Here is a 23223-nt window from a genome sequence, read left to right on the forward strand (position 1 = left end):
CGTGTCGGCCCGGGAATTCCGCGAACTGGCCGAGCGCCTGACCAAGGCGCTCGTGGAGGGGGATTTCGCCCTTTACGCGCAGGTGATGGAGCTGCCGCTCCGGATCGAACCGCGCGACGGCAATCCCTACACGCTGGAGACCGAGGCCGCACTCAGGGAAGATTTCGAGCTTTACTGCAACAACATCCGCCTGCACGGCATCAACGACATCTACCGCGAGGTGACCGAGGTCGAGGAACCCGACGAGACCCAGAAGATCGTGACTTGTCTCGTCAATCTGCTGCGCCGCTCTGGCCGCGCGGTCGATCCGTTCCATTCGGTGATGTGGATGCGCCTCGGCGCGGATGGCTGGCGGTTCCACCGCATTCAAAGCTCGCTTGGACATATCAACTGGACGCTGGGCCAGGCCGGGATCGACGACGGATCCTTTACCTGACACCGGCGCGAATGGAGACATAAATGGCTGACTTCACAATGGAAAAAGGCGCCGATGGCGTCGCCGTCATCACCTGGGACGTGGCGGACAAAAGCATGAACGTCATGCGCGCCGACGCGCTGCAAGAGCTCAGCGATTGCATCGACGATGCGCTGGCCGATGAGGCGGTCAAGGGCATCGTCATCACCTCGGGCAAAGATGACAGCTTTGCCGGCGGCATGGACCTGACGGTGCTGGCCGACATGAAGAACAACGCCGGCGACGAACCCGCCAAGGGCCTCTTTGACGGCATCATGCAGATGCATGGCCTGTTGCGGAAAATCGAACTGGCCGGCATGGACTTCAAAACCAAGAAAGGCGGCAAGCCCGTCGCCGCGGCCCTGCCCGGCACTGCCGCGGGCATCGGCCTTGAACTGCCGCTTGCCACGCACCGCATCTTTGCCGCCAACAACCCGAAGGCCAAGATCGGTCTGCCGGAAATCATGGTCGGCATTTTCCCCGGCGCCGGCGGCACCACGCGGCTCGTGCGCAAGCTGGGCGCGATGGGCGCCTCGCCCTACCTGCTCGAAGGCAAGATGATCTCGCCCGACAAGGCCGCCAAGGCCGGCCTCATCGACGAGGTGGTCGAGGATCCGCTGACTGCAGCGAAAGAGTGGGTGCTGAACGCCACCGACGCCGATATCGTCAAACCCTGGGACGCCAAGGGCTACAAGATGCCCGGCGGCACCCCCTATCACCCGGCTGGTTTCATGACCTTCGTCGGCGCCTCGGCCATGGTCAACGGCAAGACGCAAGGTGCCTTCCCGGCGGCCAAGGCGCTCCTTTCGGCCGTCTACGAAGGCGCGCAGGTGCCCTTCGATACCGCCCTGCGGGTCGAGGCGCGCTGGTTCACCAACATCCTGATGAACCCGTCCTCCGCAGCGATGATGCGGTCGCTCTTCGTCAACAAGGAAGCGCTGGAAAAAGGCGCCGTGCGACCCCAGGGCATTCCCGATCAGCGGGTCAAGAAGGTGGGCGTTCTGGGCGCCGGCATGATGGGCTCGGGCATCGCGCTCGTCTCGGCCATGGCAGGGATGGACGTGGTGTTGATCGACCGCGACGATGAAACCGCCGAACGCGGCAAATCCTATACCGCCAACTACATGGACAAGGGCATCAAGCGCGGGAAGGCGACCGAAGAGAAAAAAGAAAAAACGCTGGCGCAGATCACCGCCACCTCCGATCTCTCTGCGCTCGAGGGCTGCGACCTCATCATCGAGGCCGTGTTCGAAGATCCGAAGGTAAAGGCCGAGATGACCCAGAAGGTCGAAGCCGTGATCCCCGAGGATTGCATCTTCGCCTCCAACACCTCGACCCTGCCGATCACCGGGCTGGCCAAGGCCTCGAAACGGCCCGAGCAGTTCATCGGCATCCACTTCTTCTCGCCCGTCGAACGCATGTTCCTGGTCGAGATCATCAAGGGGAAAGAGACCGGCCCGCGGGCCGTGGCCAAGGCGCTGGATTACGTGCGCCAGATCCGCAAGACACCGATCGTCGTGAACGATGCGCGGTTCTTCTACTGCAACCGCTGCATCATCCCCTACGGCAACGAAGCCACCCGCATGGTCACCGAAGGCGTTGCGCTGCCGCTCATTGACCACGCCGCGCGGCAGCTGGGCTTCCCCGTCGGGCCGATCCAGCTGGGCGATGAAACCTCGATCGATCTCGCGGCCAAGATCACCCGCGCCACCAAGGAAGCGATGGGCAACGAATACCCCGCCTCCGAGGCCGACGACCTGGTCTTCTGGATGGAGGAACAGGGCCGCCTGGGCCGCAAGGCCAAGGCCGGGTATTTCGACTACGACGAAAACGGCAAGCGCCAGGGCTACTGGCAGGGCATCCACGACAAGTACCCGCTGGCCGAGGAACAGCCCCCCCTGCAGGAAGTACAGGACCGGCTGATGTTCGCCCAGGTGCTGGAAGCTGTCAAAGCGCTGGAAGAAGGCGTTCTGGAAGACATCCGCGAAGGCGATGTCGGCGCCGTCCTGGCCTGGGGCTTTGCGCCCTGGTCGGGTGGCCCGTTCTCCTGGCTCGACATCATCGGCGCGCCCTACGCCGTCGAGCGCTGCAACGAGCTGGCGGCAAAATTCGGAGACCGCTTCGCCCCCCCGGCGCTGCTGGTCGAAATGGCCGAGAAGGTCGAGACCTTCTATGGCCGCTTTGCCCCGGATCAGGCCCAGGCCGCCTGATCGCCGCCCGCGACACACACGCAAAGGCGCGCCATCCCGGCGCGCCTTTTTTCGTTTCGGGATAGCGGCCGCCCCCGGCGATTTCGCCCCCCCCCCCGCGGGCTGCGGCTGCGTTTCCGTTTGAGTCGTCCCGCCAAATGGCGCAACGTTACCATGGGGGACGTTCCTTTGGAGAATACCAGAATGATACATCGAAACCTCGCACTCTCTTGCCTGATCGGCGCATTTCCCCTCACCGCAACCGCCGATGCCTCGTCCGAATGTGGCGTGCGCTTTGGCAGCCAGGTCGAAATCGGGCGCTGCGTCGCCGAAATGGAAGAAACCGTCGACAAGACCGTCGAAATCATGCTCGGCTTCGCGATGACTGCAGCGCAAGATCTGGATCAGACAACCGGCCGCACCCTTTCCAAGCCGGCCTTGGAACAGGGCCAGGCCGCATGGTCTGCCTATCGGGATGCGCATTGCGAATTCGTCGGAACGACATTCGGTGGCGGTTCAGGAACCGGTATCGCGATCAGCTCGTGCCGCGTCGAACTGGGCCGGGCCCGGGCGGCTCAGCTGCTTCGCTACGCGCAATAGCCCGCCCCTGTTCCCGGCATCATATGCCGCCACCCAAAAACAAAAAGGGCGCGCCCCGGCGGCGCGCCCTTTTCCGTCATGCTGCTCCCGTCCCGGATCAGGCCGCGTCCACGAAGGTCGCGCCCTCCTCCTGAGCAGCATAACGGTCTTCCCGAAGGCACGCACTGCAGAGTTCGCGGTTATCCGCGCCTTGGACCAGGGCAACGGCACATGCCTCGGGAAGCATCTTGTAGGGACAAAGTCCGCTTGCCTCTTGCGCGGCAAGCTGTACCAGGTCCTGACCGGCCGGGCAGAAAAGCAGAGCGCCCTGCTCGGCAAAGATCACCTGGTCAATGTCGAAATGCACGCTGATCACGTCAATCGGATCATTGGGGTAGATGCGCTCGATCCCCGCGGTGCCCTCCAGTGCAGCCGCGGGGATCAGCGCAAAGGGATCACCATAGAGCTCTTCTGCCAGATCGCTTTCCAGCATCACGCCCTGGCGCGGCAGAAGCATCACCGGCTTGGCGTTTTCCAGAACGCCGGCCGGCACCATCAGCGGCCAGAACGCCTGCGGGCAGGAGCTCATGCCATCCCACAGGCGACGGCGGGTGATGCCTGCCACTTTCTGCAGACCGCCATCGAAGGTCAGAACCATGTCGCCCGCCTGCAGCGCGCCCACCTCGCGCCAGCCCATCGCGCTGGCCACGCGCGTGCTTGCAACGATGCCGCTCATCACGCCTGTTGCACCGCCGTCATATGCGCCCGTCGTCTCCATCATCCGGTCCGTCTTGCGGTGGTTGGCGGCTTTCCATCCAAACATGGTTTCTTCCCCAGGTTGTCCTTGTGCCGTTGGCAGGCGGCTTGATTGCAGCAATGGCCTCATTAGGGGTGATTCACGTGCCCACCCTTGGGCATGACCCGGGCGCAAATGTGGCATTGTTGCTTAAGTCGGGCCAATCCTGGTAACGCGCTGCAATTTCAAGTCAGACCGGAAACAATCAGGGGCATCAATCGAAGCGATAGCCAAAGCGCGCGATGTCCGAAGAACAAATTTCGGCCAACTTCTGCGAATCGTTTTCGTTGTAATAGGACCGGTAATCACGGGCCCGCTCCGAGGTATTAGCAACCGGCAGGCTCAACTCGAATCCCAGGTGATCCCACAACCCTGAAGCATCCTCTTCGAAATGCTCCAGACGGATATAGAGGGCCGCACGCTCCTGCCCGCAGGCATCGCGCATGTAGGACGGATAGGGAAAATCCCGGAAAGACTGTGCAATCAGCGGATGATTCAGAAAGGCGCTGAATTCCAGCGTGCGGGCCAGTTGCACAGACGGGTGACCGAAACTCTGCCCACGCAGCCAGTGATAATAGCTCACCATCCTGTCCCACGGGTTTCGCACCAGCGTAAAGCAGAACATGTCCGCAATCTCTTCGGGCGTGACCAGCCCGTCGATATCGGCCAGTGTCGAATGCTTCCACAGCCGTCCCCGGGTCGCCGCTCCCTTCACCCGGCCGCGCCGCCGTATCGCCTTGGGCGTGTCCCCGATCAGGATGTCATCACGCATCGCGCGCTCCTCCAGCGCCAGCGCCATCGCGGTGCCGCCGGTCTTGGGGATATGCACGAAGATATAATTGCGCCCGCGCGAAATGATCATGCGCGCACGCTACCCTCTCGCAGGCGCCTGCGTAAGCCCCCTGGGCCTCGGCGCCGCACTTGGCCCCGTGCCGGCTTCTGGCGTCGACAAAGGCGCGCTTATTGAGCCGATTTCCCTGCTGCCTTATAGAAACGCGATACTCTCGCCTGCATGGCCAAACGTCCGGAAAGAAACACGACGCATGATTGCCTATGTCACAGTCGGCGCGGATGACATCACGCGCGCGAAACGGTTTTATTCCGCGTTCCTGCCAGCCCTCGGCTACGAACTGGAGGAAGGCCCTGCGGGACTGAGCTACGCGCTGCCCGTTGAGCCCGGACAGTCTTCTGTTCTGCCTGACTTCTACGTCAAACCCACCTTCGATGGACGTCCGGCCTCGGCTGGCAACGGCTCCATGGTCGCCTTCGAGGCGCGCAATCAAAAGCAGGTCCGCGATCTTCACGCCGCAGCCCTTGCCGCCGGCGGCGCCGACGAGGGCCAGCCCGGCTTTCGAGCCTCTTATGGACCTCATTTCTACGTTGGCTACCTTCGCGATCCGCAAGGCAACAAGATCGCCCTCTTTTCCAGCGATCCGAACGAACCAGGACGTGACGGCTAGCACAGGTTACACGGGCGGCCAAAACCTTCGCGTCTTGCAGAAGGCCCGAAAGATGGGCGCGAACCTGCCAAACCTGCCCGTCCCTACTTCGACCGCACCGTTATGATGGCGCCCGCCCCCGCGATCATCGCCGCGCCGGCCATCTGCCACGGGCCCATCTGCTGGCCGAACCACAACCAGCCGAACAGGGGGCCAAAGATCATCACTGCGTATTCGAACACCGAAACATAGGACGCCTCTGACCACTGGTAGGCCCGGATGATCCCGAATACCCCCACGACCGAGCCCACGCATTGCAAGAGCAGCCAGCCGTAGATGTCATCGAACGGCCAAACCCAGCCGCGGGTAACGAAACCCAGCGCGCCCTCGGCCTCGCCCAGGCCAAGCCCGGCAATTATCGCCAGCCCGATCACACCCATCGCGCCCTGCATACCCATCACGCCGGTCAGCATCGCCACCGTGCTTTCGCGCGCGCACCACGCCCGCGTGGCAATCGCCCCCAGGGCATAGAAAAACCCGCCCAGCATCGGCACCAGGCTGCCCCAGGTCACGTTGGCCGGGTCGAACTCCAGCACGATCAACGCGCCGGCAAACCCCATCACCACGGCCAGTATGCGCCACGGCCCGATCTTCTGGCGCAGGACCACCGCACTGATCACCAGCACGAAGATGGGCGAGGTAAAAAGCCCCGCCAGCGCCTGCGCTATCGGCATCACCGTCAGGGCCGAGAAATAGATCAGCATCGCCAGCGCCACCATGAAACTGCGCGCCGCCACCGCCCACAGGCGCGCGGGCCGCATCGTGCCCATCCCGCCCAGCGCCATCAGCCACAACAGCGGCAGCGCCAGCGCGAACCGGACAACGTAGAACTGCCACAGACCGATCGTGCCGCCGATCACGGCGACGAAATTGTCGATCACCCCGATCACCAGCATCGCCGCCAGCATCGAAACCGCTGCCGCCACCGGACGTGTCTCTGCCTGGTGCATTTTGTCCCTTCGCCGTCTTTGGCTTCTTCCAAACCCCGTCCGCGCACAATAATCTGTCCCGAAACCGACATGTCACGGGAATCAGGAGGGGAACCCATGGGTTGGCTAAGCGATGAAACCGGTCTGGAAAAGAATGCCGCGAATTACGTGCCACTGACGCCGCTGTCGCACCTGCGCCGCGCGCGCGATATTTTCCCCGACCACCCCGCCGTGGTCTACGGCACCCATCGCAAAACCTATGCCGAGTATTACGAGCGCTGCACGCGGCTCGCCTCGGCGCTGGCTGGGCTGGGCGTCGCTCCCGGCGATGTCGTCGCCACCGTCATCCCCAACCTGCCCGCCCATGCCGAAGCGCATTTCGGCGTGCCCGCCTGCGGCGCGATCCTCAATGCCATCAACACCCGACTCGATATCGGCACCGTGTCCTATATTCTGGGCCATGGCGGCGCCAAGGTGGTGCTCGTGGATACCGCGCACCTGCCGCTGGTGATGGATGCCATCGGCGAAATGGAGGGCCCGGCGCCCAAGGTGATCGAGGTCGCCGACCCCCAGGCCGGCTTCCCCGCCACCGGCGCCCACATGGAATACGAGGAACTGCTGGCCTCGGGCGATCCTGCATTCGACTGGATCATGCCCGAGGATGAATGGGAATCCATCGCGCTCAACTACACCTCGGGCACCACCGGCCGACCCAAGGGCGTGGTCTATCACCATCGCGGCGCCTGCCTGAACACCTATGGCCAGGTGGTCGCCTGGCGCATGGTGCTGCACCCGAAATACCTCACCATCGTGCCGCTCTTTCACTGCAACGGCTGGTGCCACACCTGGATGATGCCGCTCCTGGGCGGCACGGTCGTCTGCTGCCGCGACATCACGGCGAAGAACATCTATGACGCCATCGCCGACGAAGGCGTCACCCATTTCGGTGGCGCGCCCATCGTTCTGAACTCCATCGTCAACGCCCGCGATGACGAACGCCGCGAATTCGACCACATCGTCGAGGTCTTCACCGCCGGCGCGCCCCCGCCCGCCGCCACCCTGCGCGCGATCGAGCCATTGGGCTTCAACGTCACCCAGGTCTATGGCCTTACTGAGACTTACGGGCCGGCCACCGAATGCACCTGGAACTCCGACTGGGACGACCTGCCCGACGAAAAACGCTACGAGATCAAGGCCCGCACCGGTGTGATGATGCCGATGATCGAGGAAAACACCGTCATGGACCCCGACACCATGACCCAGGTGCCGATGGACAGCGCCACCCAGGGTGAGATCATGTATCGCGGCAACGGCGTAATGAAGGGCTACCTGAAGAACCCCGAGGCGACGGCCGAAGCGTTCAAAGGTGGCTATTTCCACACCGGCGATCTCGCCATCCAGCATCCCGACACCTACATGAAAATCCTCGATCGCTCGAAGGACATCATCATTTCCGGCGGCGAGAACGTCAGCTCCGTCGAGGTCGAAGGCGTGCTGATGATGCACCCCGCCGTGTCGCTCTGCGCCGTGGTGGCCAAGCCCGACGAGAAATGGGGCGAAGTGCCCTGCGCCTTCGTCGAGTTGAAGGACGGTGCCCAGGCGACCGAGGAAGACCTCATCAAATTCGCCCGTACCAAGCTCGCCGGCTTCAAGACGCCCAAGCAGGTTCTCTTCCAGGAACTGCCCAAGACCTCGACCGGCAAGATCCAGAAATTCGAATTGCGCAAGGAATTGACTGGCGGGGCGGGTTGACGCGCGAGAGCGACACCCGCCCTTACGGTCCCGAATGACGCGCTGCCAACCGAATTGTGCGCCAATTCCGGCTCTGCGGAAGATCGCGCTCGTCGCACATACCGAACCTTTTTGGACATCCACGATACTTTTCCACGAGGTGCTTTGTCGTTTGCACTTGAAGTGGCGCCGGTGGCTCACTACCTAAGTTAAGCAAAGCATCTTCTTTCGACCTTCTGTTTCCTAACGGCCTCAGTTGATCTTACGACGACACTGAGCCGGGCCGTCGCATTGTGTGGACGGCGAATAATCTAGGAGACAACACGATGGCCAATGGCACCGTGAAATGGTTCAATTCCCAAAAAGGCTTCGGCTTTATCGCACCTGAGCAAGGCTCGAAGGACGTCTTCGTTCATGTTTCGGCGCTCGAACGCTCGGGTATCCGGCAGCTGGACGATGGCCAGGCCGTCACTTTCGATATCGAAAGTGGCCGGGACGGCCGCGAATCCGCGACCAATCTCGCACTGGCGTAAGCCTGCGACGAACCGAAAAACGAGGCGGGGCGGCCTATGGTTTGGCCCCGCCTTTTCAAAAACTCGAATACGACTCTCTGTTCTTCAGGGATTCACACACAAATATTATCGGAAAATAACTTGATAGAAACAAACTGGGGAAATCCCATCACTCTCGTCGTGTCACAGCAGGGTGAAACGCAAAAAATCGGCACGATCGAGCAGGCGTTTTACTGGCTCCGCAAGAAATGGCCGGTCGCAGACCATAACCGCGATCTCGCAATCGACTACGTTGATGCCGCGATGCATTGCATGGTCACCGTAGGCGCAGCCCGCAAAGCTTTTCTCGCCGCGGCTAAGACTGCTGGATTCATGCTTGGTGACAACACCACCGAAATGTCTACCGCTCGCTGAACCACAACGATCGATATCGGTCTTGAGAACAGTCGATGCGAGTGCGTCCGGACCAGAAAGGTTTTGTGGTCTCTGAAAAAACTTTCAGCTCCCTGCCGAAGTCCCGATCATCCACTCCCGAGAGGATCTTTAGAGATGAAAAAACTTACGAAAAACAAGTCGTCCAAGGCCGAAAATCTCCGTGCGGAAACTGTTATCGATCGGTCCACACGTGTCTCTAAACAGATACTCCAGGACGAGGCCGAACAGCGCGAACTCAAGACAGAACGTCTTCGCAAGGCGCGTCTCGAAAAAGAATCCGGTTTCTCGGGCAAAGAGCCGAAAGCAACTTCAAAAGGAATGCACGGGAAATCTTGATACAGGTGCGCAACCGCATCCGGTTCAAACATCAAGGCGCTTTCTCGACAAGCTTTTCCACCGAAGAAAAACGGGGGCGGCAGTGCCGCCCTTTTGTATTTGCCAAACGTAGAAGAGACCGTCTTGGGATCGGAGCGGGCACAGGCGTCCTGCGACTGACCTGGCGAAAACCCCTGCGACCACCTGACCCTTGCAAAACGACATAATATTCCATAAATGGAATGTAATAGTAGATTCCGTTCTGAAAGGACCGCAACAATGACCGTCAACCAAGCCGTCATGGCCTTCGCAGGCTTCATGGTAATTCTCTCGGTGCTGCTCACCTATTTCGTGCACCCGCTCTTTGTCTGGCTCACCGTCTTCGTCGGCGCCAATCTGTTCCAGACCGCGTTCACCGGCCTTTGCCCGGCTGCCTGGGCCTTCCGCAAGATGGGCTTCAAAGCGGCCTAAGCGCCCGGCGACGCTCAGGAATTGCCCGTCCGGGCCTGCCCGTGCTATCGTTTCCCGAAACGAGGCAGAGCAGGCCCGCACATGACAGCACTCAGCGCATATGACCGGCTCGAGGCCACCGGCCTCTGGCGTGCGTCCCCCGATGCCCAGCGGCGCGAGGTCATCGTGTCGATCGGCGAGGCGACGCTGACAATCTCCGACCAGAATGACCAGGCACTGGCGCACTGGTCCATTCCCGCCGTGGCCCGCGCGAACCCGGGCCAGCATCCGGCCGTCTTCCATCCCGATGGCGATCCCGGCGAAACGTTGGAGCTGCCCGAAACCGAAGCCGACATGGTCGCCGCGATCGAGAAACTGCGCAGCGCCGTCGAGCGTGCCCGCCCCCACCCGGGCCGGCTGCGCCTGGTCAGTTTCGTGCTGACGATCCTCGCCGTGCTCGCGCTCGGCATCTTCTGGCTGCCCGGCGCACTGCGCGATCACACCGTCTCCGTCGTCCCCGACGTCAAACGCCAGGAAATAGGCGAGGCGCTTCTTGCCAAGATCCGCCGCGTCGCCGGCGCGCCCTGCAATGATGCCCAGGCGATGCCCGCGCTCGCACACCTCTCCTCGCGTCTGCCCGGACCGCAGGGCGCCGCCCGCCTCGTCGCGCTGCGCAGCGGCGTGGCCGAGGCCACGCACCTGCCCGGCCAAATCATCCTTTTGAACCGTGCGCTTTTCGAGGATTACGAGGAACCCGACGTCGCCGCGGGATTCGTCATCGCCGAACACCTGCGCGCCCAGATCAAGGATCCGCTGCGCCGCCTGCTCGAAGCCGAGGGCTTCATGGCCAGCCTGCGCCTGCTCACCACGGGCGAACTGACCGACGCGATCCTGCAGGACTATTCCGAGAAACTGCTCACCGAACCGCCCGCAGCACTCTCAGATGAAACTCTGCTGGCGGGGTTTCAGGCCTGGTCGGTGCGCGCCCGGCCCTATGCCTATGCGCTCGATGTCACCGGCGAAACCACCCTCGGCCTGATCGAGGCCGATCCCTTTGCCGCCAGCACCCCCGATCCGCTGATTTCCGACGCCGACTGGCTGCGTCTTCAGGGCATCTGCGGCGGCTGATTTCCCCCGTCGCCCAAAAGCGGCAGCAGCAGGTTGAACAGCTCTGCCTGGCTGCTGATCGCGCATTTTCGGTAAAGCTGCCGGCGGAACACCTTCACCGTCTGCGGGCTGATCCCCAGCTGCAGCCCGATCGACACCGAACTGTGCCCCCGCAGGATCAGCAACGCCACCTCCGCCTGGCGCGGCGACAGCCGGATGCCATGCGCCTCGTCCAGCGAATCAATCAGACGCCGGGTCACCTCGGCCTCCGAATAGGCGCCCTGATCGGCCAGGTCCGCCCAGTGCCGCTCGCACAATGCCACAACAATGGGCGAAACGAGTCTCGCGGTCACGATCTCCCTCTGGGTGAACCGCGCATTCGAGCTCGCGTCGCGGCCAAGGCAGACATGCACGCTCACCCCCGGCGCGGGGTAGGCGACAAAGGCCAGTTCATCGAGCAGCGTCGTCGCCGCGTAATAGTCCAGGAAATACGGATTCCGGTGGAACTGGTCCGGCGCGATATCGGTCAGCCGGTACACACCCCGCGCCACGCGCGAGCGGTGAAGATCGTGAAAAGGATCAAGCAGGTAAGCCCCGCCGACATAGGTGCGGTCGAAATTCTCGTGCACCTCCTGCACGCGTGCCCGGGTCAGGAAAGCCTGCGGCGGGCGGCCCTGGAAATAGGCCAGGATGGTGATGTTGTCATGGCGCAGCTGCACCTCCAGCCACCGCGCCAGCGCACGCGGAAAACCCTCTCCACCCTGTGCCGCGATCGCCTCGCCCAGCCGCCGTTCCGCCTCGCCCTGGATCGTCATGGCATACCCCCCCGGGGGTATATACCCCTCGATTAGCCGGATTTAACCTGATCCCATCATTCTAGGGGGTATAAGCAGGGGGTCAACGTGCCAGACGGCAACGGCACCATCGCGGTCGATATCGACAACGTCACCAAACGCTACGGCGATTTCACCGCGCTCCGCGACGTGTCGCTGGCGATCGCGGATAATGAATTCTTCACCCTTCTGGGCCCCTCGGGCTGCGGCAAGACCACGCTCTTGCGCTGCATCGCCGGGTTCGAGGACATCAGCGCCGGCGCCATCCGGCTCTATGGGGATCCCATCGCCGAGCTGCCCCCCAACCGCCGGCCGGTGAATACCGTCTTCCAGCAATATGCGCTGTTTCCGCATATGGACATCACCCGCAACGTGATGTTCGGCCTCCTGCGGCTGGGTAAATCCGAGTCCGAGGCCCGCAAACGCGCGGGCGAGGTGCTGGAGCTCGTGCAACTCACGCAATTTGCCACCCGCCTGCCCGCGCAGCTCTCGGGCGGCCAGCAACAGCGCGTCGCACTCGCCCGCGCGCTTGCGCCCAATCCCAAGGTGCTTTTGCTTGATGAGCCGCTCTCGGCGCTTGATCTGAAACTGCGGCAGGCGGTGCGGCTGGAACTGCAGCAGCTTCAGCACGAAACCGGCATCACCTTCATCTTCGTCACCCACGACCAGGAAGAGGCGCTCACCATGTCCGACCGCATCGCCGTCATCTCCGATGGCCGGGTGCAGCAGGTCGGCACAGCGCGCGCGATCTACGAGGAACCCAACAACAAATTCGTCGCCGACTTCATCGGCGAAACCAACCTGATCGATGTTGCCGTCGCCGCCATCGACGGGGCCACCGCTACCTGCACCCTGCCCGGCGGCGCGCAGTTCACCTGCCCCGCCGCCTCGGGCGCGCATTCCGGCCAGGGCCATCTGTCTGTCCGCCCTGAACGCGTCTCGCTCACCGATCCCGCGCAGGCGCCGCTCTCTGGCACGGTCTCGCGGCTCATCTATCTGGGCACCGACATGCATGTCGATGTCACGCTCGCCGACGGCGAAACCGTCACCGCCCGGGTGCAGAACTCGGCCGACACCACGATCCCGGAAAAAGGCCAGACCGTCGGGCTGAATTTCGAGGCAGGCGCCGCACGCCTGTTGGTGGACTGATGGCAGGCGGGCTGGGACAGGGCACCGGAAAATCCGCCCGCACCTATGCGGGCCTCGGCGTGCCGCTCATCCTGCCCGCCTGGCTCATCATCGGCATCTTCCTCGTCGTGCCGATTCTGATCATGCTGGTCTATTCCTTCCTGACCAAGGAATTCCGCGGCGGCGTGATCTGGGAACCGACGCTCGCCGCCTATGACCAGTTCTTCTTTGATCGCGGCCTTTTCGGGGATGAACCGCCGAAAATCGAATGGACCTATATCCTGATCTTCTGGCGCTCGATCTGGCAGGCGGGGCTGGCCACGGTTCTGTGCCTCCTGATCGGCTTTCCCACCGCCTGGTTCATCGCCACGCGCCCGCCAAACAGCCGCACGATCTGGCTTTTCCTCATCACCGTGCCCTACTGGGTCAACCTGCTGATCCGCACGATCTCGATGAAATTCCTCATCCGCGATAATGGCCCGCTGAATCAATGGCTGCTCGACGCCGGCCTGATTTCCGAGCCGATCCACGTCATCAACACCGCGACCGCCGTGCAGCTGGGCCTGTTCTATTCCTACCTGCCCTTCATGGTGCTGCCGATCTATGCCGCGGTCGAACGCTACAATTTTGCGCTGTCCGAGGCCGCGGCCGATCTCTACGCCTCGCGCTGGGTGACGCTCACGCAGGTCATCATCCCCTCGGTCAAACCCGGCATCATCGCTGGCTGCATCCTCGTTTTCGTGCCCTCGCTCGGCGCCTTCCTCGCCCCCGATCTTCTGGGCGGGGCCAAGAATTTCATGATCGGCTCGCTGATCGAGGAACAGTTCAAAGGGGCGGCAGGCAACTGGCCCTTCGGTGCGGCGGCCGCAATGATCCTGCTGACGATGGTGCTGATCGTGCTGATCTTCTATGCCCGCAGCCAGGCACGGGGGGCGCGCTGATGGCGAAGAAACCCGACCTCCGCCGCTTCCCCGGCTTCTACGGCATCACGCTGCTGTGCCTCTTCCTGCTCTATGCGCCGCTCATCATCGTGGCGATCTATTCTTTCAACGATTCCCAGTCGATCACCATCTGGGGCGGCGCATCGCTCCGGTGGTACGAAGACGTGTTCTGGGGACTCGAGGCCGACAAGTTCAAACAGGCCGCGGTCAACTCGCTCACCATCGCCGTCACCGCGGCCATCGCCGCCACCATCATCGCCACCATGGCCGCCACCGCCATGCTGCGCGCAGGGTCTTTCCGCGGCAAAGGCGCCAGCTTCGCGCTCATAAACCTGCCGCTCATGGTGCCCGAGATCGTCACCGCCGTGGCCACGCTGATCTTTTTCTCGGCGATTGGCTTCACCACCGGGATCATGACGATCCTGGTTGCCCATATCGTCTTCTGCATCCCCTTTGCCTACCTGCCCATCGCCGCCAGGATGGAAGGGATCGAGGATGTCTACGAACAGGCCGCGCAAGACCTCTATGCCACCCGGTGGGAGGCCTTCCGGCTCGTGCTTCTGCCGCTGATGATGCCCGGCATCATCTCGGGCTTCCTTCTGGCCTTCATCATCTCGCTCGATGACTTCATCATCACCAATTTCGTCAAGGGTGCGGGCGTCGAAACCCTGCCCACCGCGATCTTCGGGGCCGTCAAACAGGGCATCAAGCCCAACATCATGGCCATTTCCACCCTGCTGCTGCTGGTGTCGATCCTCTTCGTCACCCTCAGCTATTTCGCCGGCCGCATGGGCCAAAACCGCCAATAACCAACAGGAGAGAAAACCATGAAAAACCTTCTCAAAACCGGCGCCTCGGCGCTCGCTCTGTCGCTGATGGCCACTGTCGCCACGGCCGAGGGCAAGCTCTCGATCTATCACTGGTTCGAGTACATCCCGCAGGAGCTCTTGGACAAGTTCGCCGCCGAATACGACGTCGAGGTGACGCTCGACACCTATGACAGCAACGAAGCGCTGCTTGCCGCATTGAAGGCCGGCAAACTGGGCCAGTATGACGTGGCCGTGCCCGGCGACTACATGGTCGAAATCATGGGCAAGGAAGGCATGCTCGACACCTTCACCGATGACGAGATGCCGCTCAAGGGCAACATCCTGCCCCAGTGGATGGACGTGGGCTTCGATCCAGGCCGCAAAAGCTCGATCCCCTACCAGTGGGGCTCGACCTCGTTTTCGGTCAACCGCGATGTCTATTCCGGCGACATCCAGACCACCGACATCATCTTCAACCCGCCCGAAGAGCTGAAGGGCAAGATCAACGTTCTGGATACCGCGGGCGAAACCCTGACGCTCGCCTCGATCCACCTCGGCATCCCGCAATGCACCACCGATCGCGAGCAGCTCAAGGCTTTGAACGACCTGGTGCAGAACGCCAAGCAATACTGGGCCTCTTTCGGCTCGGACGTCGCCAAGGACGTGCTGGTGTCGGGCGATGCCGCCGCCGGGATGATCTGGAACGGCTTCGGCATGAAAGCCCGCGAGGAAGGCGCCAACATCGAATACGCATACCCCGCCCAGGGCTATATCGTCTGGATGGACAACGTCGTTCTGCTCAAGGACGCGCCCAACCGCGAAAACGCGCTGAAGTTCATGAACTTCCTGCTCGAACCGGAAAACGCCGCCGCGGTCACCAACTACGCCCGCTACACGGCCGGCGTGAAAGGCGTGGAACCCTTCCTCGAGGAAGCGGTGAAATCCGCGCCCGAACTGAACCCGCCCGCAGGCGGCAACCCGCAATTCGTGCAGGCCTGCGATGAAGAGGTGCAGAAGGTCTATGACACGATCTGGACCAACCTGAAGAAATAGCGGCACCTCCGGGACGCGAGGGCGCGCGCCCTCGCGCTGCGGGGCCGCGCGGCCCCGCTCTCCCGACAACCGTCGCGCAGACCTCAGACAAGGGGGAACGGCCATGAAACTCGCGCTCTACCAGGGCCCGCCCATTCAGGGCGACATCGAGGCAGGCTTTGACCGCATCAAGGCCCAGCTCGGCGCCGCGGCCCTTGCGGGCGCCCGCATGGCCGTCTTCCCCGAGCTTTTCCTGCCGGGCTACAACCGGCCCGACCTGCACTCCTCGCTCTCGCAGCCGCTGGGCGGGGCGTGGTGCGAACGTCTCGGCGCGCTGGCCCGCGACGCGGGCTGCGGCCTCACCCTCGGCTGGGCCGAGCGCGACGGCGATCTGGTCTATAACGCCGCCACCACCTTCGGCCCCGATGGCGCGATCCTGGGTCATTACCGCAAGATCCAGCTCTTCGGCCCGATGGAGCAGCAGAGCTTCGCCTTCGGCAGCAGCTACACGATCTTCGACTACGCGGGCCACAAGACCGCGCTGATGATCTGCTATGACGTCGAGTTCGCCCACCACGTCAAGGCGCTGGCCGACCAGGGCGTCACGCTCATCCTCGTGCCCACCGCCAACCCGGCCGGGTTCGAGCATGTCTCGACTGCGATCGTGCCCTCGCAGGCTTCGGCTTATGCGCTCACCATCGCCTATGCCAATTTCTGCGGCGCGGAGAACGGGCTGACCTTCGGTGGCCACTCGGTGATCGTCGGCCCCGATGCGACCGCGCTTGCTGCGGCGAACACCACCGAAACGCTGCTCGTCACCGACATCGCCAAGGCCTACGACCCGGCGCTGCTCTCCACCCAGTCCGCCGACTATCGCGAGGTGCCGGAATGAAAACCGTCTATGCCGAGACCCACGCGCTGCGCGATGCGAAAACCGAGGTCTATGGCGGCGAACTGGTCTACCCGTTCGAACGCCCCTCGCGCATGACCTATATCCTCGACCGGCTGAACACGGTCCAACTCGGCCCGATCCTGCCGCCTGACGATCACGGGCAGGGTCCAATCCTCGCCATCCATGACAAGGGCCTCGTCGATTTCCTGCAAACCGCCTGGGACGAATGGACCGCCGCCGGCTACGCGGGCGAGGCGATCCCCACCTGCTGGCCCGCCCGCCGCATGGTGCAGCGCTGCCCCAACCATATCGACGGCAAGCTGGGCTATTTCGCGCTCGCCACCGAAACCTCGCTCACCGAAGGTACCTGGCCCGCCGCCTATGGCTCGGCCCAGGTCGCGCTTACCGCTGCCGATCTGATCCGCACAGGCGAGCGTGCCGCCTTCGCGCTCTGCCGCCCGCCCGGCCATCACGCCGCGCTGGATATGTATGGTGGCTATTGCTTTCTCAACAACGCCGCCATCGCCGCCCAGCATTACCTCGAAAACGGGGCGAACCGCGTCGCTATCCTCGATGTCGATTTTCACCACGGCAACGGCACGCAGGACATCTTCTATGACCGCTCCGACGTGCTGTTCCTGTCGCTGCATGGCGAGCCGGAAAACGCCTTCCCGCATTTCCTGGGCTATACCGACGAAACCGGCTCCGGCGCGGGTGCGGGCTTTACCGTCAACTATCCCATGCCGCCCGGCACGCCCTTTGCCCAGTGGCGCAAGGCGCTCGCCGACGCGCTGGACAAAATCGCGCAATACGCCCCCGACCAGCTGATCGTCTCGCTCGGCGTCGACACGTTCGAAACCGATCCGATCAGCTTTTTCAAACTGAAATCACCGGATTTCACCACCTACGGCGCCGATATCGCCGCGCTCGGCCTGCCCACGCTCTTCGTGATGGAGGGCGGCTACGACATTGACGAAATCGGGCTCAATACCGTCAACGTGCTGCAGGGTTTCCTCGGCGCCACCTGAACAGGGAGAGAGAGAATGAACAAGCTGACCACCGACGAGATCCTCACGAAGGATTCCCACCTCATCCAGTCTTTCGCCAACCTGCACGCGCTGAAACAGGATGACGCCCGTACCGCCATCGTCGCCGCCGAAGGCGCCTATGTCACCGACAGCGAAGGCAACAGGCTGATCGACGGCATCGGCGGGCTCTGGTGCGTGAACGTGGGCCACGGCCGGCACGAGATCATCGACGCCATTACTCAGCAGCTCAACACGCTCGACTACTACTCGACCTTCTACAACTTCACCCATCCCGCCGCCGCCCAGCTGGCCGAAAAGGTGGCCTCGCTCGCGCCCGGCCACCTCAACAACGTCTATTTCGGCAATTCCGGCTCGGTCGCGAACGACACGGCGGTGCGGATGCTGCACCACTACAATAATCTCAAGGGCCGCCCGCAGAAAAAGCAGATCCTGTCGCGCATGGGCGCCTATCACGGCTCCACCCACATGGCGATGGCGCTGACCACGCCCGCCTATGCCGAAGGCTGGGGCGCGGTCGAAGGGCTCGTCCATCATCTCAAGGCGCCGCACAAGTATCGCGAGGCGCCCGAAATGACCGATGCCGAATTCCTCGCCGTGCTGGAACAGGACATGCTCGACGCCATCGCCCGCATCGGCGCCGAGAACATCTGCGCCTTCTTCGCCGAACCGATCCAAGGCGCCGGCGGCGTCATTACCGCGCCGCCGGGCTATCACAAGCGGATGCGTGAAATCACCCGCGCGCATGACATCATGTATGTCGCCGACGAAGTGGTGACCGCCTGGGGCCGCCTGGGCCACATGTTCGCCAGCGAGGACGCCTATGATTGCGTGCCCGACATCATCACCACCGCCAAAGGGCTGACCTCGGGCTACCAGCCGCTTTCGGCCACGATCATCTCGGATGAGATCTATGACGTGATTTCCGGCCCCGATGCGATGTTCCTGCACGGGATGACCTATTCGGGCCACCCCGCCGCCGCCGCCGCGGGCCTTGCCAATATCGCGATCCTCGAATCCGAGGATATCCCCGGCCGCGTGCAGACCACCGGCAAGCTTTTCGAGGGGCTGCTGCGCGGGCTTGAAGACGTGGATATGGTGGGCGAGGTGCGCGGCTCGCATTTCATGATGGGAATCGAGTTCGTGAAGAACAAGGACACCCGCGAAGAATTCCCCGCCGATGCCATGGTCGGCAGCCTTGTTGCGAAGGAGGCGCAGAAACGCGGCCTCATTGCCCGCGCGCTCGGCAATATCCTGATCCTGTCGCCCACGCTCATCATGGATGACGCGATGATCCACCAGATCGAGGCGACCCTGCGTGAGTCGATCGGCAAGGTTTCAGCCGATCTCGGGATCTGAGATCAGGTTTTGCGCTGGCTGCGCCATGAGTATTTATTTCCAAGAAAGAGCCACAGTCAGGATCTGCCGGGCTTTCTCAGGCCTGGTAGCGCGCGGCGCGTTAACCGGTTTTCCTGCTTCCGCGCGGGGCATTGCCCGGCAGCCGGATGTCAGCTGGGGGGTACACGCAAATCACCCCCCACATTGCGCCGCGCCGCGCCCCGTTAACCGGCCGGGGCGCGCCGTTGACCGTTTCTTGGCAAATCCATCTGCTTGCGGGCTTGTCATCCGGGGCGACTCGCAACACTCTGGAAACAGCCCTGCCGCACCTGCCCCTTTTTGCGCGGCCAATTCGGGAGACTGGACACGATGAGATTCGAAACCCCAACCACCGTGGACGAGGCCGTGCGCCTGCTGTCGGACGATCCCGAAGCGCGCATCCTGGCCGGCGGCACCGACCTTCTCGTGCGGCTGCGCGCCCGCCAGGTTGCCCCCTCCGCCGTGATCGACGTTAAGCGCATCGCCGAGATGACGGTGATCACCCGCGAAGAGGGGGGCTGGCGCATTGGCGCGGCTGTGCCTTCTGCGGAAATGAACGAAATGAGTGACTTATGTGCCGACTGGCCCGGCGTGATGGAAGCGGCCGACCTGATCGGCTCGACCCAGATCCAGGGCCGCGCGACGATGGCGGGCAATCTCTGCAACGCCTCGCCCGCTGCCGACAGCGTGCCCGCCATGGTCGCCGCCGGTGCCGTGGCGCGCATCGCGGGGCCCTCGGGCACCCGTGATGTTGCGGTCGAGGATATTCCCACTGGCCCCGGCCAGACCTCGCTCAAGCCCGGCGAACTGATCACCTCGATCTTCCTGCCCGTGAAACCGGCCATGTCCGGCGATGCCTACCTGCGCTTCATCCCGCGCACCGAGATGGATATCGCCGTTGTCGGGGTGGGTGTTCACGTAACCCTCGACGATCAGGGCAAAATTTCCGCTGCCCGCGTCGCTTTGGGCGCTGTCGCCCCCACCGTGATCCTGTCGCAATCCTGCGCCGATGCGCTCATTGGTACGCCCGGCGATGACGCCGCGCTCGACGCGCTGGCCGCCGCCGCCACGGAGGAAGCCACCCCCATCGACGACAAGCGCGGCACCGTCGCCTTCCGCAAGGATATCGCCGGCGTCCTTGCCCGCCGTACCGCCAAGATCGCTATTGCCCGCGCCAAGGGAGACGCCTGATGTCCCAGATCCATGTCACCGCCACGATCAACGGGGATGAAACCGAATTCCTCTGCGATCCAACCGAAACCCTGCTCGACGTGTTGCGCGATCATCTCGACCTGACCGGCAGCAAGGAAGGCTGCGGCTCGGGCGATTGCGGCGCCTGTTCCATTATCCTCGATGGCCGCCTCGTCTGCTCCTGCCTGGTGCTTGCCGCCGAGGCCGAGGGCCGCAGCGTCGAAACCATCGAAGGCATGGCCGAGGGCGACAAGCTCCACCCGCTGCAGGAAAAATTCATCGAACATGCCGCGCTTCAATGCGGCATCTGCACGCCCGGCATCCTGGTCGCGGCCAAGAACCTGCTCGAGCGCAACCCCAACCCCTCCGAGGAAGAGGTGCGCTACTGGCTGGCCGGCAATCTCTGCCGCTGCACCGGCTATGACAAGATTATCCGCGCGGTGATGGACACCGCCGCCGAAATGAGGGGGGCCGCCTGATGCCGAAGGACGAATTCCAAGCCCGCGATTTCAAGATTGTCGGAACCCGGCCGCTGCGCCCCGACGGGATCGACAAGGTCACCGGCAAGGCGCGCTATGGCGCCGATGTCACCGCCCCCGGCATGCTCTGGGGCGCGGTGCTGCGCAGCCCGCACGCCCATGCCCGGATCGTCTCGATCGACACCTCGGCGGCCGAGGCAATGAAGGGGGTCAAGGCCGTCATCACCCGCGCCGATTTCACCTATCAGCCCGATGATCCGGGCCTCGCCGATGTGCTCGACAACTGCATGGCCGGTGAAAAGGCGCGGTATGACGGCCATGCCGTCGCCGCCGTCGCCGCCACCTCGAAGAAAATCGCCCATGACGCGCTCGACGCGATCAAGGTCGAATACGAGGTGCTGGCCCATGTCACGGACGTGGACGAGGCGATGAAGCCCGACGCGCCGGTAATCGAAGCCGGGCGGCAACAGGAAAACGTGCCCGCGGGCCTGTCGGAAAACGTGACCTCCCGCTCGAAATACGGCCATGGCGATCCCGAAGCCGGCTTTTCCCAGGCTGACCTGGTGATCGAACGCAGCTTCACCACCGCCGCCACCCACCAGGGCTATATCGAGCCGCATGCCTGCCTTGCCACGCTGGGCGCCGATGGCCAGGGCGATCTCTGGGTCTGCACCCAGGGGCATTACATGGTGCGCAACACCTGCGCCGGGCTTCTCGGTCTCGATGCCGGCATGCTGCGCGTCACCGCCTCGGAAATCGGCGGCGGCTTTGGCGGCAAAACCCATGTCTGGATCGAGCCCGTGGCGCTGATGCTGTCGCGCAAGGCCGGCAAACCGGTCAAGCTGGTGATGAGCCGCGACGAGGTATTCCGCGCCACCGGGCCCACCGCGTCCTCGTCGATCGACGTCAAGATCGGCATGAAAAAGGATGGCACCATCACCGGCGCCACCGCGACCTACCGGCTGCAGGCCGGCGCCTATCCCGGTGCCATCGCCTTCCTGTCAGCGATGTGCGGTTTCGCGCCCTACGATCTGGAAAACGTCCGCACCGAGGGCTTTGAGGTGATGACCAACCGGCCCAAGGCCGCCGCCTATCGCGCCCCCGGCGCGCCGATGGCCGCCTACCCGGTCGAAAGCGTGATCGACGAGCTCTGCCAGAAGCTCGATCTCGACCCGCTGGAAACGCGCCTGAAAAATGCCGCCGACGAAGGTACCAAATCGGCCTATGGCCCCACCTACCCGGCGATCGGATTGAAGGCCACGCTGAAAGCGGCGCAAAGCCACCCGCACTGGACGGCGCCGTTGGGCGAAAACCAGGGCCGTGGCGTCGCCTGCGGCTTCTGGTTCAATTTCGGCGGCGATACCTGCGTGTCGCTGATGGTCAACCCCGATGGCACCGTGTCGCTCTCCGAAGGCAACCCCGATATCGGCGGCTCGCGCGCCTCGATGTCGATGATGGCGGCCGAGGAACTGGGCGTGCCGCTCGACCAGGTGCGCACCATCATCGCCGACACCGCCAGCCTCGGCCAGAACGAGGTGACCGACGGCTCGCGCGTCACCTTCGCTGTGGGGCTTGCCACGATCAAGGCAGCGCGCCATGCGATCGAGATCATGAAGGAACGCGCCGCGATGACCTGGGGCATCGACCCTGAGGCGGTCGACTGGCACGATGGCGCCGCCCACCCGGCCGGGCCCAACGCGGGCAAGTTTCCCCCGATGACCATCAAGGAGATCGCCGCCATCGCCTCGAACACCGGCGGGCCGATCGCCGGGCACCACGAGGTCAACGCCGAAGGCGCGGGCGTCAGTTTCGCCACCCACATGGTCGATACCGAGGTCGATCCCGAAACGGGCGCGGTCAAGGTGCTGCGCTACACCGTGTTCCAGGACGCGGGCAAGGCTGTGCATCCCGACTATGTCGAGGGCCAGTTCCAGGGCGGCGCGGCCCAGGGCATCGGCTGGGCCATCAACGAGGAATACATCTACGGCGAAGACGGCCGGCTGCAGAACCCGGGCTTCCTCGATTACCGTGTTCCCGTGGCCTCAGACCTGCCGATGATCGAACCGGTGATCCTGGAAATTCCCAACCCCGGCCACCCCTACGGCGTGCGCGGCGTTGGCGAAACCTCGATCGTGCCGCCGCTCGCGGCCATCGCCAACGCCGTCTCCCGCGCGGCCGGTGTGCGCCTCACCTCCCTGCCGATGTCCCCGCCCAGGGTTCTGGCCGCGCTGAAGGGGCAGTAGTGGTCGCCGTCCGCCTCTGGGGCTCGCTGGCCGAGCTGGCGGACGGCCAGCAAACCGTCGAGATCGAGGCCGCCAACCTGCGGCAGCTTCTCGACGGGCTGGCGCGCGACTATCCCGCGCTGAAACCCCAGCTCGAGCGCGGCGTCTCGGTCTCGATCGACGGCAAGATCTACAACGATACCTGGGCCACGCCGATCGAAAAGAACAGCGAGGTCGTCCTGCTCAACCGTCTCGTGGGCGGCTGACCTCGCTATTT

25 protein-coding genes are annotated in these 23223 nt (G+C 63.5%); 21 read left to right on the top strand and 4 right to left on the bottom strand.

Going from position 1 to position 23223, the window contains the following annotated elements; all coding sequences use genetic code 11:
* Position 1: 1 nt before the first annotated feature.
* From E0501_RS15985 to E0501_RS15995, 3 genes are all read left to right on the top strand, one after another.
* A complete protein-coding gene (locus tag E0501_RS15985) occupies positions 2-436 on the top strand; it encodes a hypothetical protein (RefSeq protein WP_137702408.1) in 435 nt (144 codons plus the stop codon).
* 23 nt (positions 437-459) lie between these two features.
* On the top strand, positions 460-2664 hold the full coding sequence (locus E0501_RS15990) for a 3-hydroxyacyl-CoA dehydrogenase NAD-binding domain-containing protein (RefSeq protein WP_137702409.1): 2205 nt from the start codon (positions 460-462) through the stop codon (positions 2662-2664).
* A 153-nt stretch (positions 2665-2817) separates the two neighbouring features.
* Entirely contained in the window at positions 2818-3243 is a 426-nt protein-coding gene (locus E0501_RS15995) for a lysozyme inhibitor LprI family protein (protein WP_235857881.1), read from the top strand.
* A gap of 97 nt (positions 3244-3340) precedes the next feature.
* On the opposite strand, the gene E0501_RS16000 is transcribed toward E0501_RS15995, so the two are convergent.
* Both E0501_RS16000 and E0501_RS16005 read right to left on the bottom strand, forming a co-directional pair.
* The gene (locus tag E0501_RS16000; protein ID WP_161594639.1) at positions 3341-4045 is read right to left on the bottom strand and encodes a Hint domain-containing protein; all 705 of its coding nucleotides are present in this window, start codon (positions 4043-4045) and stop codon (positions 3341-3343) included.
* 187 nt (positions 4046-4232) lie between these two features.
* A complete protein-coding gene (locus tag E0501_RS16005; RefSeq protein ID WP_137702411.1) occupies positions 4233-4880 on the bottom strand; it encodes a sulfotransferase family 2 domain-containing protein in 648 nt (215 codons plus the stop codon).
* A gap of 181 nt (positions 4881-5061) precedes the next feature.
* On the opposite strand from E0501_RS16005, the gene E0501_RS16010 reads away from it, so the two are divergent.
* Positions 5062-5478: a VOC family protein gene (locus tag E0501_RS16010; protein WP_137702412.1), complete on the top strand. Its 417-nt coding sequence runs from the start codon at positions 5062-5064 to the stop codon at positions 5476-5478.
* 83 nt (positions 5479-5561) lie between these two features.
* Here E0501_RS16010 and E0501_RS16015 read toward each other — a convergent pair whose 3' ends face one another.
* The gene (locus tag E0501_RS16015) at positions 5562-6467 is read right to left on the bottom strand and encodes a DMT family transporter (RefSeq protein WP_137702413.1); all 906 of its coding nucleotides are present in this window, start codon (positions 6465-6467) and stop codon (positions 5562-5564) included.
* A 96-nt stretch (positions 6468-6563) separates the two neighbouring features.
* On the opposite strand from E0501_RS16015, the gene E0501_RS16020 reads away from it, so the two are divergent.
* The 6 genes from E0501_RS16020 (at position 6564) to E0501_RS16045 (ending at position 11017) form a co-directional block, all read left to right on the top strand.
* Entirely contained in the window at positions 6564-8198 is a 1635-nt protein-coding gene (locus tag E0501_RS16020) for an AMP-binding protein (protein WP_137702414.1), read from the top strand.
* Positions 8199-8503: 305 nt separating this feature from the next.
* Complete coding sequence (locus E0501_RS16025) at positions 8504-8710, top strand: cold-shock protein (protein WP_137702415.1); 207 nt, start codon at positions 8504-8506, stop codon at positions 8708-8710.
* 120 nt (positions 8711-8830) lie between these two features.
* Positions 8831-9103 (top strand): DUF982 domain-containing protein, encoded by a 273-nt coding sequence (locus E0501_RS16030; RefSeq protein WP_268888896.1) that lies wholly within the window; start codon positions 8831-8833, stop codon positions 9101-9103.
* A gap of 135 nt (positions 9104-9238) precedes the next feature.
* The gene (locus E0501_RS16035; protein ID WP_137702416.1) at positions 9239-9460 is read left to right on the top strand and encodes a hypothetical protein; all 222 of its coding nucleotides are present in this window, start codon (positions 9239-9241) and stop codon (positions 9458-9460) included.
* A 258-nt stretch (positions 9461-9718) separates the two neighbouring features.
* Entirely contained in the window at positions 9719-9910 is a 192-nt protein-coding gene (locus E0501_RS16040) for a YgaP family membrane protein (RefSeq protein WP_137702417.1), read from the top strand.
* An 81-nt stretch (positions 9911-9991) separates the two neighbouring features.
* The gene (locus E0501_RS16045; RefSeq protein WP_137702418.1) at positions 9992-11017 is read left to right on the top strand and encodes a hypothetical protein; all 1026 of its coding nucleotides are present in this window, start codon (positions 9992-9994) and stop codon (positions 11015-11017) included.
* Here E0501_RS16045 and E0501_RS16050 read toward each other — a convergent pair.
* Entirely contained in the window at positions 10996-11811 is an 816-nt protein-coding gene (locus E0501_RS16050) for a helix-turn-helix transcriptional regulator (RefSeq protein ID WP_137702419.1), read from the bottom strand. The genes E0501_RS16045 and E0501_RS16050 overlap by 22 nt on opposite strands.
* Positions 11812-11898: 87 nt before the next feature.
* On the opposite strand from E0501_RS16050, the gene E0501_RS16055 reads away from it, so the two are divergent.
* From E0501_RS16055 to E0501_RS16105, 11 genes are all read left to right on the top strand, one after another.
* Positions 11899-12978: an ABC transporter ATP-binding protein gene (locus tag E0501_RS16055; RefSeq protein ID WP_137702420.1), complete on the top strand. Its 1080-nt coding sequence runs from the start codon at positions 11899-11901 to the stop codon at positions 12976-12978.
* Positions 12978-13898, top strand: coding sequence for an ABC transporter permease (locus E0501_RS16060; RefSeq protein WP_137702421.1), 921 nt, complete (start codon positions 12978-12980; stop codon positions 13896-13898). Before E0501_RS16055 ends, E0501_RS16060 begins: the two co-directional genes overlap by 1 nt.
* Positions 13898-14707, top strand: coding sequence for an ABC transporter permease (locus tag E0501_RS16065; RefSeq protein ID WP_193555910.1), 810 nt, complete (start codon positions 13898-13900; stop codon positions 14705-14707). The genes E0501_RS16060 and E0501_RS16065 overlap by 1 nt, the downstream gene beginning before the upstream one ends.
* 18 nt (positions 14708-14725) lie before the next feature.
* Positions 14726-15760, top strand: coding sequence for an extracellular solute-binding protein (locus E0501_RS16070; protein WP_137702422.1), 1035 nt, complete (start codon positions 14726-14728; stop codon positions 15758-15760).
* A gap of 103 nt (positions 15761-15863) precedes the next feature.
* Positions 15864-16631, top strand: a complete 768-nt coding sequence (locus E0501_RS16075) for a carbon-nitrogen hydrolase family protein (protein ID WP_137702423.1) — start codon at positions 15864-15866, stop codon at positions 16629-16631.
* Positions 16628-17659 (top strand): histone deacetylase family protein, encoded by a 1032-nt coding sequence (locus E0501_RS16080; protein ID WP_137702424.1) that lies wholly within the window; start codon positions 16628-16630, stop codon positions 17657-17659. Before E0501_RS16075 ends, E0501_RS16080 begins: the two co-directional genes overlap by 4 nt.
* 15 nt (positions 17660-17674) lie before the next feature.
* A complete protein-coding gene (locus tag E0501_RS16085; RefSeq protein ID WP_137702425.1) occupies positions 17675-19036 on the top strand; it encodes an aminotransferase class III-fold pyridoxal phosphate-dependent enzyme in 1362 nt (453 codons plus the stop codon).
* A gap of 348 nt (positions 19037-19384) precedes the next feature.
* Positions 19385-20245 (top strand): FAD binding domain-containing protein, encoded by an 861-nt coding sequence (locus tag E0501_RS16090; protein ID WP_137702426.1) that lies wholly within the window; start codon positions 19385-19387, stop codon positions 20243-20245.
* A complete protein-coding gene (locus E0501_RS16095; protein ID WP_137702427.1) occupies positions 20245-20724 on the top strand; it encodes a (2Fe-2S)-binding protein in 480 nt (159 codons plus the stop codon). The genes E0501_RS16090 and E0501_RS16095 overlap by 1 nt, the downstream gene beginning before the upstream one ends.
* Entirely contained in the window at positions 20724-22967 is a 2244-nt protein-coding gene (locus E0501_RS16100; protein ID WP_137702428.1) for a xanthine dehydrogenase family protein molybdopterin-binding subunit, read from the top strand. Before E0501_RS16095 ends, E0501_RS16100 begins: the two co-directional genes overlap by 1 nt.
* On the top strand, positions 22967-23212 hold the full coding sequence (locus tag E0501_RS16105; protein ID WP_137702429.1) for a MoaD/ThiS family protein: 246 nt from the start codon (positions 22967-22969) through the stop codon (positions 23210-23212). Before E0501_RS16100 ends, E0501_RS16105 begins: the two co-directional genes overlap by 1 nt.
* The last annotated feature ends 11 nt before the right edge of the window (positions 23213-23223 follow it).

Origin of the sequence: Marimonas lutisalis, assembly GCF_005434965.1 — a bacterium.
GTDB classification, from domain to species: Bacteria; Pseudomonadota; Alphaproteobacteria; order Rhodobacterales; family Rhodobacteraceae; genus Marimonas_A; species Marimonas_A lutisalis.

Bases quoted from the DNA above. Each gene is read 5' to 3' on its own strand.
- E0501_RS16045 (WP_137702418.1), top strand. From the start codon at position 9,992: ATGACAGCACTCAGCGCATATGACCGGCTCGAGGCCACCGGCCTCTGG.
- E0501_RS16080 (WP_137702424.1), top strand. From the start codon at position 16,628: ATGAAAACCGTCTATGCCGAGACCCACGCGCTGCGCGATGCGAAAACC.
- E0501_RS16085 (WP_137702425.1), top strand. From the start codon at position 17,675: ATGAACAAGCTGACCACCGACGAGATCCTCACGAAGGATTCCCACCTC.
- E0501_RS16010 (WP_137702412.1), top strand. From the start codon at position 5,062: ATGATTGCCTATGTCACAGTCGGCGCGGATGACATCACGCGCGCGAAA.
- E0501_RS16000 (WP_161594639.1), bottom strand. From the start codon at position 4,045: ATGTTTGGATGGAAAGCCGCCAACCACCGCAAGACGGACCGGATGATG.
- E0501_RS16075 (WP_137702423.1), top strand. From the start codon at position 15,864: ATGAAACTCGCGCTCTACCAGGGCCCGCCCATTCAGGGCGACATCGAG.
- E0501_RS16040 (WP_137702417.1), top strand. From the start codon at position 9,719: ATGACCGTCAACCAAGCCGTCATGGCCTTCGCAGGCTTCATGGTAATT.
- E0501_RS16015 (WP_137702413.1), bottom strand. From the start codon at position 6,467: ATGCACCAGGCAGAGACACGTCCGGTGGCGGCAGCGGTTTCGATGCTG.
- E0501_RS16005 (WP_137702411.1), bottom strand. From the start codon at position 4,880: ATGATCATTTCGCGCGGGCGCAATTATATCTTCGTGCATATCCCCAAG.
- E0501_RS16065 (WP_193555910.1), top strand. From the start codon at position 13,898: ATGGCGAAGAAACCCGACCTCCGCCGCTTCCCCGGCTTCTACGGCATC.
- E0501_RS15995 (WP_235857881.1), top strand. From the start codon at position 2,818: ATGGGGGACGTTCCTTTGGAGAATACCAGAATGATACATCGAAACCTC.
- E0501_RS16090 (WP_137702426.1), top strand. From the start codon at position 19,385: ATGAGATTCGAAACCCCAACCACCGTGGACGAGGCCGTGCGCCTGCTG.
- E0501_RS16035 (WP_137702416.1), top strand. From the start codon at position 9,239: ATGAAAAAACTTACGAAAAACAAGTCGTCCAAGGCCGAAAATCTCCGT.
- E0501_RS16060 (WP_137702421.1), top strand. From the start codon at position 12,978: ATGGCAGGCGGGCTGGGACAGGGCACCGGAAAATCCGCCCGCACCTAT.
- E0501_RS16100 (WP_137702428.1), top strand. From the start codon at position 20,724: ATGCCGAAGGACGAATTCCAAGCCCGCGATTTCAAGATTGTCGGAACC.
- E0501_RS16025 (WP_137702415.1), top strand. From the start codon at position 8,504: ATGGCCAATGGCACCGTGAAATGGTTCAATTCCCAAAAAGGCTTCGGC.
- E0501_RS16095 (WP_137702427.1), top strand. From the start codon at position 20,245: ATGTCCCAGATCCATGTCACCGCCACGATCAACGGGGATGAAACCGAA.
- E0501_RS16020 (WP_137702414.1), top strand. From the start codon at position 6,564: ATGGGTTGGCTAAGCGATGAAACCGGTCTGGAAAAGAATGCCGCGAAT.
- E0501_RS16050 (WP_137702419.1), bottom strand. From the start codon at position 11,811: ATGACGATCCAGGGCGAGGCGGAACGGCGGCTGGGCGAGGCGATCGCG.
- E0501_RS16070 (WP_137702422.1), top strand. From the start codon at position 14,726: ATGAAAAACCTTCTCAAAACCGGCGCCTCGGCGCTCGCTCTGTCGCTG.
- E0501_RS15990 (WP_137702409.1), top strand. From the start codon at position 460: ATGGCTGACTTCACAATGGAAAAAGGCGCCGATGGCGTCGCCGTCATC.